A 10210-nucleotide genomic window follows, 5' to 3' on the forward strand; every position below is an offset into this window, starting at 1 on the left:
AGACAAAGATGGTAAAAGACTTACCAGAAGTGAAGATAGTAAAAGACATAGAAGCAGCGTCAGCTTCAATAGCAGCTATACAAAGGGCAAAGCTAAGAAAGAGACAAAGATGGTAAAAGACTTACCAGAAGTGAAGATAGTTACAGAAAAATTAAGTATTTGGTATGGTCGTCAGTTGTCATTAAGTTCTATCTCTCTTGCTGTTTGGAAGAATGAAATTTTAGGAATAATTGGACCAGCTAATAGTGGAAAAACTACATTTCTACAAACCTTTAATCGTCTAATTGATCTTATCCCTCAAGCACGGATAGAAGGTAAAGTTCTTTTAGATAATGAAGATATATTTAACCATGATCTTGATCTAGAAAGATTAAGACGAAGAGTAGGCATGGTTTTTGCTTTACCTACTCCCCTGCCGCTGTCTATATTTGAAAATGTAGCTTATGGATTAAGAAGGAAAGGTATAAAAAAAAAGACTTTACTGGAAGAAATGGTAGAAGAAAGTTTAAAAGCTGCTTATTTATGGGATGAAGTAAAAGATAGACTTTCTCAATCTGCTTTAACTCTTTCTGGTGGTCAACAACAAAGGCTATGCATTGCCAGAACATTAGCTCTTAAGCCGGAAGTAATTCTTTTTGACGAACCATGTTCAGGTCTTGATCCTATCTCCACGGCTAAGATAGAAGAGGCTATGTATAAGTTAAAAAAGAACTTTACTCAAATATTAGTCTCTAACAACACCAAACAAGTAGCGCGAGTAGCAGATCGGACTGCTTTTTTTTTAATGGGTAAGTTAATCGAGGTAAACAAGACCAGAATCTTATTTACCGTCCCAAAAGATAAACGAACAGAAGACTATATTTCTGGAAGATTTGGTTAAATTGGCTTTTCGAAATCTTGAGGTATGAGATGGCCATCATTACTATAAAAGATCTTAATCTACACTATGATAGATTTCAAGCCCTGCGAGGAATTAATCTTGAAATTAAGTCCAATAAGATCACGGCTTTGATTGGCCCTTCTGGTTGCGGCAAATCAACTCTTCTGCGAACTCTTAATCGGATGAATGATCTTATCGAAAACGTAAGGATTGAAGGAAAGATAATGATAGACCAAGAAGATATCTATCATCCCAAGGTAGATGTAGTCAATCTACGAAAAAAAGTAGGGATGGTCTTTCAAAGACCCAATCCTTTTCCTTTTTCAATCTTTGAAAATATTATCTTTGGTCTTAAAATTCATAATCTTTCTAAGGAGAAATTTGATGAGATAGTAAAAGAGTCTTTAATGGCCGTAATGTTATGGGAGGAATTAAAGGATAAACTCTCAACTAATGCTCTTAAGCTTTCCTTAGAACAACAGCAACGATTATGTATCGCCAGGCTTTTGCCCATAAAGCCTGAAGTTTTACTCATGGATGAACCTTGCTCGGCCTTAGATCCTATAGCTACCCAAAAAATTGAAGAGTTGATCCATTTCTTAAAACAAAGTTATACCGTGGTCATTGTTACCCATAATATGCAACAAGCTGCTAGAATTTCAGATGAAACAGGATTTATGTGGTTAGGAGAGTTAGTAGAATTTGGTGTCACTCAAAAAATATTTACTACTCCAACTAAAAGAAAGACTGAAGATTATATTACCGGTAAGTTTGGTTAATCAAAGTATTAACTATTTTTTCATAATTTATTGTTGCTATTTTTATCAGAGGAGTAGTAAAATGATTAGATATTTTGATGAAGAGTTAAAAGAATTAAAAGAAAAGATTTTGCAGATGGGAACTATTTCAGAAGAGATGATTGATTATGCAACTAAAGCTTTAATGGAAGAAAAAGAAGAACTAATTCAAGAAGTTTTTACTCGAGAAAATAAGATTAATCAGTTACATATAGAGATAGATGAAATGGCTTTGCAGCTTTTAGCCCTTCATCAACCTACCGCTATTGATTTGCGATTTATTACCGCTGGCATAAAGATAAATAGTGATTTAGAACGAATTGGTGATTTAACGATTAACATTACCGATAATATTCTTACTTTACTTAAGCAACCTCAATTAAAACCTTACCTTGATCTTCCAAGAATGAATCTTTTTGCCAAAGAGATGTTAAGAAAGAGTTTAGATGCCTTTATCAACAAGGATGTAGAATTAGCCAGATCCGTACTTTTGATGGATACAGAAGTAGATAATTTAAAGGACAAGATATTTCGAGAGTTATTAACATTTATGCTTTCTGACTCTCAGACTATTGAACGGGCTTTAGCCTTAATTCTTGTTTCTCGCCATTTAGAGCGCATTGCCGATCATGCTACTAATATTGCCGAAGATGCTATCTTTATGGTCATGGGTAAAGATGTCAGGCATCATCTGGAAAAAAAGAATAACGATTAAGTGTAGGAGTAATTCTTATGATCACCAAGATGGACTGTATTGAGATCGTTGGTATTAAAAAGCATTTGGATAAGCTTATCAAAATGCTTCATAAATTTGGAAAAGTCCACCTCGAGAAGATTACTATCACCGAAGGAGAAGAAAGACCTTTCTTACAAAAAGTTACCTTAAGTGAAGCCCAGTCAAAGGAAAGGAAACAGAGAGAGGAGATTTCAGATGCCTTAAAAGATCTCATTTTACATCTGCCTAAGCATCTCTTGATTCAAAATAATGAAGAAATAGTCTTAAACAAAGAAAAGGTAGGAGAAAAAAGATCAGAATTACTTAATATGAAATTAACGGAACACCATTCTTATGTTACTAAGGTCCACCAACAATTAAGATCTTTAATTAGAAAAAGAAAGAGTTTAGAAGATGAACTGCAATTACTTTTAGGCTACAAGAAGATCATTAGAGTTTTTAAAGAAATCTTTCCTTCTCAAGGCTTTGAAAAAGAGGATAATTTTATAGGAATTATTCTTCATAAACAAAGTAAGCATCTTCTGCCTCTTTTAGAAGAAGAGTTGGCTAAGATTACTCATAGTGATTATAAGTTTATTTTTAAAGATTTAGATGGCCAAAGATCAATAATTATCTTAGGATTTAAAAAAGAGCAGGATAGAGAAGTAAAGGAATTTATTTGGGGCAAAGGATTAGATGAATTAAAGCTTCCTACGGAGTTTGAAGATCTATCTATGAATAAGGCTCTACTTCTTATGGACGAAAGGCTAAAAATTCTTCCTACCGAATTAAAAAAGATCTTAGAAGAGATAGAGGATCTCTTTCAAAAAGAAGGATTAGCTATCTTACTCTTAAAGACTATGAATTTGGATAGTTTAAATGAGTTTTGGGCAATTTCTTCTTCTGTTAACTCAAACTATACTTTTGTCGTTAAAGGTTGGGTGCCGGAAAAAAGCTTAGAAGAGCTAAGGAAGAGCTTACAAGAAGAATTTAAGGGTTTAGTAGTCATAAACGATTTACACCTTTCTAAGAAGGATTATCTCAAGGCTCCCATTTTATTATCAAATATTAAAGTAAAACGACCTTTTGAAAGACTTTTATCTTTACTTCCTTTGCCCAAATACGGGACACTTGATGCTACTATTTTTATGGCTATTGGTTTTCCTTTATTTTTTGGACTGATGTTAGCTGATATTGGATATGGTCTGCTCTTACTTTTCATCAGTCGCTATATCTTATCTTTAGCTAAAGGGGGAAGAATAATTTTTAAGGATATTTCTAAAATAGTCTTTACCTGTGCTCTTTCTTCTATTATCTTTGGCTTTGTCTTTGGAGAATTTCTTGGAGACTTAGGAGAAAGATGGGGGCTATACCCTCTATGGTGTAAAAGAGAAGAAGCTATAAAACCTTTAATTATGTTAGCTATCTTTATTGGTATGGTCCATATAGTGCTGGGTTTAGTTTTAGGGGTAATTAATTCAATCTTATCTAAGAATAAAAAAGCCATGTGGGATCTGTTGGTAAGAATAATTATCTTAGGGGGAGTTTTCTTAGTGGTAGGTAAGATAGGAAATATTTTACCAACTGTGTTTTTTAAGATAGGCGTAGGAATCTTGATCGTCTTTATTCCTTTAGCCATTAAAATTCATGGATTTTTAGCTCCTTTAGAAATAATCTCGACCATAGTTAATATCTTATCTTATGTGCGAATTGCTGCCTTAGGAATAGCCTCAGCTGTCTTGGCTCTTTTAGCTAATAAATTAGGAGGTTCTTGCGATAGTTTATTTTTAGGAGGCGCTATCTTCCTTTCACTTCACAGCTTAAACTTTGTTTTGGGTGTCTTTAGCCCTACAATACAGTCGATAAGACTACATTATGTAGAGTTTTTGCCTAAATTTTATCTTACTGGAGGAATAAGGTATCAACCTTTTAAAAAATGTATTTTATAAAATAAAGGAGGGGTCTTTAATGAAAAAGGTTACTTTAATGGTGGCAGCTTTGTTATTGATGCTTATGGGGGATGTTGTTTGGGCAGAAGAAGCTGGAGAGGCAGCAAAGAATAGTGGAGACATCGGGATAGGATTAAAAGCTATCGCTGCTGGATTAGCGGTAGGATTATCGGCATTAGCCACCGGTATGGCTCAAGCTAAGATTGGTACTGCTGGCGTAGGAGCTACTGCCGAAAAGCCAGAATTCTTAGGAACAGCCATTATCCTTTTAGCCATTCCAGAAACATTAGTTATCTTAGGGTTTGTCATTGCGGTTATGGTTTTACTTTAAGCCTTTAGCTATGGGACTTTGTTCTTAATTTTTGTCATTGCGGTTAAGATTTTACTTTAAGTCTTTAGTTACGAAACCTTGTTCTTAATTAAGGAGTTTCTTAATTAAGAAGTATTTAAGTTGGGGAGTATTTAAATTGGAAGATTTAATTAAAAAAATAAAAGAGAATGCTAACATAGAAATTCAACAAATTAAAGAAAAAGGAACCTTAAAAGCAGAAGAAATCAAGAAAAGAATAAAAGAAGAGATAGAATTAGAAAAGATTGCGGTAGAAAAAAAAGTCAAAGAGAAGCTAAGTATTGAACAAGCAAAGACGATTGGAAATATAGAGAAAAGCTTTAGAAGCCAAGAAAATAGTTATAAATGCTTATTAATCTCTAAAACTAAAGAAGATTTAATCAAGCAGTTTGAATCTTTCAGAAAAAAAAATGCAGAAGATTACAAGAACATCCTCAAGAATTTAATAGAGGAAGCTCTGAAGGAAATAAAAGATAAATTTTTAGTTAAAGCATCTTCGCGGGATAAAGATTTTTGTCGAAAATATCTTCAAGGAAAGAACATATCTTTTCAGCTATTAGAAGATAATGATATTAAGTTTGGGGTAGTAATTTGTGACTTAGAGAATAAAGTAGAAGTTTATAATACTTTTGAATCTCGTTGGAAGATTCTTTACCCTCACATTAGAAGAACTGTCGCTAAATTATGGCAAGAAGAGGAGAGTTTGTAACTTTGGATAAATCAATTTCCACTGATAACTTTGACTATTTAAATGCTCGCCTTCGGGTAATGCATGGTAAGCTTCTCTCTAATGAACATTACAAACAACTCCTATCTTTAAAAGAGGTGGAAACATTAGTTGATTTTCTACTAAATTCTCCTTATGCCGTAGACTTATCCGATACTTTAGTCTCTTCTTCTGGATACCCAGCCATAGAGATAACTTTAAGAGAAAACTTATCTAAGACTATGCAAAAAGTATTATCCATGGCGGAGGGAAGGACAAGATATTGGATCGGGTTATTACTTAGCAAGTGGGATATTTATAACATTAAGACCATTATCCGAGGAAAATTAACCCACCAACTTCCTGAAGATATATTCCAAAGCTTAGTTCCCATGGCAACTTTAAAAGATGTTCATTTAAAGATGTTAATAGAGCAGGAAGAGATAAAAGAGGTGATTAGTTTATTGGCTACTTGGGGATATAATCTTGATCGCAAGATTAAAGAAGCAATCATCGATTTTTATAATCAATACCCAGAAGTAAGTTTAATCTATAAACATCTAATAGAGATAGAAAATTTAATAGATCGGTGGTATTTTGAGTACTTAGTGGAAAGTTTAAAGACAGAAGATGAAGACTCTTTTTTTGTCCAGAAGATGGTGGCCAGCGAGATTGATTTCTTTAATCTAACTATTTGTTTAAAATTAGTTTCAGAAGGAAGTAATTTAAAAGAAAAATCCTCTCTCTTTATCAAAGGGGGGTTAATAAAAGAAGAGTTACTTGGATCCATGTTAGGATGTCAAGAAGTAGAAGGAGTTTTTTCTTTGTTAGAAAAGACAGAGTTTTCTTCTATCGCAGAAGAAGGAAGTTTGTTGTATGGTAAGATGAAAAAACTATCTATTATAGAAAGGCTTTTAGAAGGAGTAATCATTAAAAAAGCTGCTCGGATGTATTCAAAAAACCCTCTCTCCATCTCTATCGCTATTGGTTATTTATGGGAAAAGTATAACGAATTTGTTAATTTAAAGAGTATTACTTGGGGTATCAAACATCAGGTACCTCCTGAGATTATTAAAGGAGAATTGATCTTTGTATAAGATATTAGCAATTATGGAAAGTAAAGCTATCGATGGGTTTATGCTTACGGGTATAGAAGTAGTAAATACTAAGTCAAGGAAAGAATCAGAACAACTTCTCTCGGAAAATTTGGGAAAGGGCAAGTATGGAATTATCATCATTGAAGAGGATTTGTATGAAGACCTTAGTCTTTCCTTAAAGAAGGTGATCGAGAAAGGCGATCTTCCGGTTGTCATTCCTTTGCCTTTAAATATGGAATGGAGAGAAAAAGACCATCTTTTTAAGAGTAATTATATCTCTCAGTTATTAAGAAAGACTATTGGATATGAAATAAAGATTAATTAAAGATGAGGAAAAGTGATTATGAAAAAAGAGATCAGCGGTGTTATTGCTAAAGTTTCTGGTCCCGCAGTAATTGCCAAAAATATGATTGGTTGCAAGATGTATGATGTGGTGGAAGTAGGAAAGTTAAAGTTAATTGGAGAGGTTATTAGGTTAGATCAAGATATAGCTTTTATTCAAGTGTATGAAGATACGACCGGACTAAATGTAGGGGAAGTGGTGTGTTCTACTAATGATCCACTATGCGTGGAATTAGGCCCTGGTCTCTTAGGAGGTATCTTTGATGGTTTACAAAGACCATTAAGTGAAATAGAAGCGATTACTGGAAGTTTTATTGCTCGAGGAGTAAGAGTCCATAATCTTTCTCGAGATCGTAAATGGCATTTTATTCCTAATGTTAGTCCTGGAGATCCCGTAGAAGCTGGGGATATATTAGGTGAAGTTCAAGAAAAAGAAAATATCTCTCATAAGATATTAGTTCCCCCAGGTATTTCTGGAAAAATAAAAAAGATCGAGGAAGGTGAATATTTCTTAGAAGAAGAAGTAGCCTGGTTAGAAAATGAAGTTGGTTTAAAGATGTATCAAAGATGGCCGGTAAGAGTCCCCAGGCCAATTAAGAAAAGATTAAGCATTGAAAGACCTTTTATTACGGGACAACGAATACTTGATTACTTGTTTCCAGTAGCCGAAGGGGGCACGGCTTGTATTCCAGGAGGTTTTGGAACAGGAAAGACAGTGACGGAACAAACTTTAGCTAAGTACTCAGAAGCTGATGTTATTGTCTACGTAGGCTGTGGGGAACGGGGAAATGAAATGGCTGATGTTCTTCATGAATTTCCTCAACTTGATGATCCTAAAGGAAAAGGTAAATTAATGGATCGAACCATCTTGATTGCTAATGTTTCCAATATGCCGGTAGCAGCGAGAGAAGCTTCTATTTATACAGGAATAACTTTGGCTGAATATTACCGAGATATGGGGTATAAAGTAGCTTTAATGGCTGATTCTACTTCGCGCTGGGCTGAGGCTTTAAGAGAAATATCCTCTCGCTTAGAAGAATTACCCGGAGAAGAAGGATTTCCTACTTATCTGGCAGCCCGACTTTCTGGATTTTTTGAACGTTCTGGAAGGGTTATTTGTTCAGGCTCTGACAAGAGAATTGGTTCTCTTACCGTTATTGGAGCTGTTTCTCCGGCCGGAGGTGATTTTTCAGAACCAGTTACCCAAAGCGCTCTAAGAATTACTGGATCTTTTTGGGCATTAGATACTGCTTTAGCTTATCGAAGGCATTTTCCTTCTATCAACTGGCATCGAAGTTATAGCTTATATTTTACCCTTATTAAGAACTGGCTTAATAAGCAGGTAAATCCAAACTGGGAGAAAAATAGAGAAAGAGTTATGAAGCTTCTCCAAGAAGAAGTTTCGCTTCAGGAAACAGTCCAGTTGATAGGTCCAGAAAACTTAAAGGATGAAGAAAAATTAACCTTGGAAACCTGCAAAATAATCAGGGATAGTTTTTTAGCCCAAAATGCTATGGATCCAGTTGATGCGACTACTTCTTTAGAAAAACAATTCTTGATCTTAGATAATATGTTATTTTTTTATGATAAGACTATGGAGATTCTTAAAAAGGGAGGAATATTCCAGGATATCTTAGATTTACCCATCAGAGAAGATATTTCTCGACAAAGAACTATACCAGAAAGTGAATTTTTGAAAAAAGCAGAAGAGATTAGGAAAGAAATTAACACTCAATTAGAAAACATTATTAAAAAATAAAAAATAAAGGAGAAAAAAGTAATGAGTCTTTTATTAAAAAAGCATTCTGGGGTTAAGTGCATTTCTGGTCCTTTAATTATTGTAAAATATGTACCTGAACTTTGTTATGGAGCTATTGTCGAAATAACTGATGGATTAAATAATATTCGCCATGGACAAGTGTTGGAGGTCTCAGAGGAGCATGCAGTTATTCAGGTCTTTGAACATACCTTAGGTTTAGATGTAGAAAAAACTTCCGTGAATTTATTAGAAAATGAAGCTACTTTAGGAGTAACTAAAGATTTGATAGGAAGAGTCTTAAATGGCTGCGGAAAACCTATTGATGGCGCAGGAGAAATAATACCTGATCTATATCTCCCTATTATTGGCCAGGCCATAAATCCTGTCTCCCGAGAAATTCCCAGAGATTTTATTCAGACTGGAATTACCAGCATTGATGGCTTTAATACCTTAGTCCGAGGCCAAAAATTACCTATATTTTCTGGAGCAGGTCTTCCTGCAGATGAAATTGCCGCTCAAATTATCAAGCAAGCTAAAGTATTAGAAAAAGATACTCATTTCTTAATAGTATTTGCGGGCATGGGAATTACCCAAAGAGAAGCTAATTTCTTTATGAATTATTTTGAGGAATCTGGAAGTTTCAACAAAGTAATTACTTTACTAAATTTAGCTTCTGATCCTACAATTGAGAGAATTTTAACTCCTCGTTATGCTTTAACGATTGCTGAATATTTAGCTTTTCATTTGAATTATCATATTTTAGTTATCCTCACTGATATGACTAATTACTGCCAAGCTTTAAGAGAAATAGGCTCGGCGCGAGAAGAAATTCCAGGAAGAAGAGGTTACCCTGGCTATATGTATACTGACTTAGCTACGATTTATGAACGGGCAGGAAAAATTAAAGGGAAAGAAGGTTCTATTACTTTAATCCCTATCTTAACTATGCCCGATGATGATATTACTCACCCTATTGCTGATTTAACTGGTTATATTACGGAAGGACAAATTGTCTTATCTCGAAAGTTTTATCGGAGTGGAATTTATCCACCGATTGATATTCTTCCTTCTCTTTCTCGACTGATGAATAATGGCATAGGCGCAGACAAGACTCGAGAAGATCATCGCCAATTAGCCAATCAATTATACGCTTGTTATGCCGAAGGATGTGATATTAGAAAATTAGTAGCGATTGTAGGTGAAGAAGCTTTAAACGAATCTGACCGCAAATATCTAAAGTTTGCTAAGGATTTTGAAGAAAAGATGCTTAGTCAAGGAAATGTTAATCGTGACATTGAAGAGACTTTAGATTTAGGATGGGAGCTGTTATCTATCTTTAAGAAGAGTGAATTAATCAGGATTAATAAGGATTTATTAAATAGGTATTTAACAGAAACTATGGAAGATGGAGTAAAGAGCCCATTTTTATAATCTTAACTGGACTTTGGCAAATTTGCAAAATTATTTTAATTTGAAATTCTATGGTACCTTTAATTAAATCAAATATCAAAAATAAAAATGCAAAATGACAAATCAAAATTCAAAAAGGATTTCAAAAAGAGGTTATATAGCTTTACTCTACGACTTATAGAATTCCTCGATAAATTATCGAAGGA

Annotated in this window: 10 protein-coding genes; all 10 read left to right on the plus strand. The window is 34.2% G+C overall.

Going from position 1 to position 10210, the window contains the following annotated elements:
• The first annotated feature begins 109 nt into the window (after positions 1–109).
• The 10 genes from KJ849_02065 (at position 110) to KJ849_02110 (ending at position 10025) form a co-directional block, all read left to right on the plus strand.
• Positions 110–880 carry a phosphate ABC transporter ATP-binding protein gene (locus tag KJ849_02065; GenBank protein ID MBU2599346.1) on the plus strand — a complete coding sequence of 257 codons (771 nt, stop codon included), beginning with the start codon at positions 110–112 and terminating at the stop codon, positions 878–880.
• 29 nt (positions 881–909) lie between these two features.
• A complete protein-coding gene (gene pstB, locus KJ849_02070) occupies positions 910–1659 on the plus strand; it encodes a phosphate ABC transporter ATP-binding protein (protein MBU2599347.1) in 750 nt (249 codons plus the stop codon).
• A gap of 61 nt (positions 1660–1720) precedes the next feature.
• Positions 1721–2392: a phosphate signaling complex protein PhoU gene (gene phoU, locus KJ849_02075; protein MBU2599348.1), complete on the plus strand. Its 672-nt coding sequence runs from the start codon at positions 1721–1723 to the stop codon at positions 2390–2392.
• 17 nt (positions 2393–2409) lie between these two features.
• Positions 2410–4341, plus strand: coding sequence for a hypothetical protein (locus tag KJ849_02080; GenBank protein ID MBU2599349.1), 1932 nt, complete (start codon positions 2410–2412; stop codon positions 4339–4341).
• 19 nt (positions 4342–4360) lie between these two features.
• Positions 4361–4672 carry a F0F1 ATP synthase subunit C gene (locus KJ849_02085; protein ID MBU2599350.1) on the plus strand — a complete coding sequence of 104 codons (312 nt, stop codon included), beginning with the start codon at positions 4361–4363 and terminating at the stop codon, positions 4670–4672.
• 136 nt (positions 4673–4808) lie between these two features.
• The gene (locus KJ849_02090; protein ID MBU2599351.1) at positions 4809–5399 is read left to right on the plus strand and encodes a V-type ATP synthase subunit E; all 591 of its coding nucleotides are present in this window, start codon (positions 4809–4811) and stop codon (positions 5397–5399) included.
• Entirely contained in the window at positions 5375–6493 is a 1119-nt protein-coding gene (locus KJ849_02095) for a V-type ATPase subunit (GenBank protein MBU2599352.1), read from the plus strand. Before KJ849_02090 ends, KJ849_02095 begins: the two co-directional genes overlap by 25 nt.
• Positions 6486–6818 carry a V-type ATP synthase subunit F gene (locus KJ849_02100; protein ID MBU2599353.1) on the plus strand — a complete coding sequence of 111 codons (333 nt, stop codon included), beginning with the start codon at positions 6486–6488 and terminating at the stop codon, positions 6816–6818. The genes KJ849_02095 and KJ849_02100 overlap by 8 nt, the downstream gene beginning before the upstream one ends.
• Positions 6819–6836: 18 nt before the next feature.
• Positions 6837–8594 (plus strand): V-type ATP synthase subunit A, encoded by a 1758-nt coding sequence (locus KJ849_02105; protein MBU2599354.1) that lies wholly within the window; start codon positions 6837–6839, stop codon positions 8592–8594.
• 21 nt (positions 8595–8615) lie between these two features.
• The gene (locus KJ849_02110; GenBank protein ID MBU2599355.1) at positions 8616–10025 is read left to right on the plus strand and encodes a V-type ATP synthase subunit B; all 1410 of its coding nucleotides are present in this window, start codon (positions 8616–8618) and stop codon (positions 10023–10025) included.
• The last annotated feature ends 185 nt before the right edge of the window (positions 10026–10210 follow it).

It is taken from the genome of bacterium (assembly GCA_018830565.1).
In the GTDB taxonomy this organism is placed as follows: Bacteria; UBA9089; JAHJRX01; order JAHJRX01; family JAHJRX01; genus JAHJRX01.

Coding starts and splice junctions, on each gene's coding strand:
- phoU (MBU2599348.1), top strand. CDS start 1,721: ATGATTAGATATTTTGATGAAGAGTTAAAAGAATTAAAAGAAAAGATT.
- KJ849_02110 (MBU2599355.1), top strand. CDS start 8,616: ATGAGTCTTTTATTAAAAAAGCATTCTGGGGTTAAGTGCATTTCTGGT.
- KJ849_02105 (MBU2599354.1), top strand. CDS start 6,837: ATGAAAAAAGAGATCAGCGGTGTTATTGCTAAAGTTTCTGGTCCCGCA.
- KJ849_02080 (MBU2599349.1), top strand. CDS start 2,410: ATGATCACCAAGATGGACTGTATTGAGATCGTTGGTATTAAAAAGCAT.
- KJ849_02085 (MBU2599350.1), top strand. CDS start 4,361: ATGAAAAAGGTTACTTTAATGGTGGCAGCTTTGTTATTGATGCTTATG.
- KJ849_02065 (MBU2599346.1), top strand. CDS start 110: ATGGTAAAAGACTTACCAGAAGTGAAGATAGTTACAGAAAAATTAAGT.
- pstB (MBU2599347.1), top strand. CDS start 910: ATGGCCATCATTACTATAAAAGATCTTAATCTACACTATGATAGATTT.
- KJ849_02095 (MBU2599352.1), top strand. CDS start 5,375: ATGGCAAGAAGAGGAGAGTTTGTAACTTTGGATAAATCAATTTCCACT.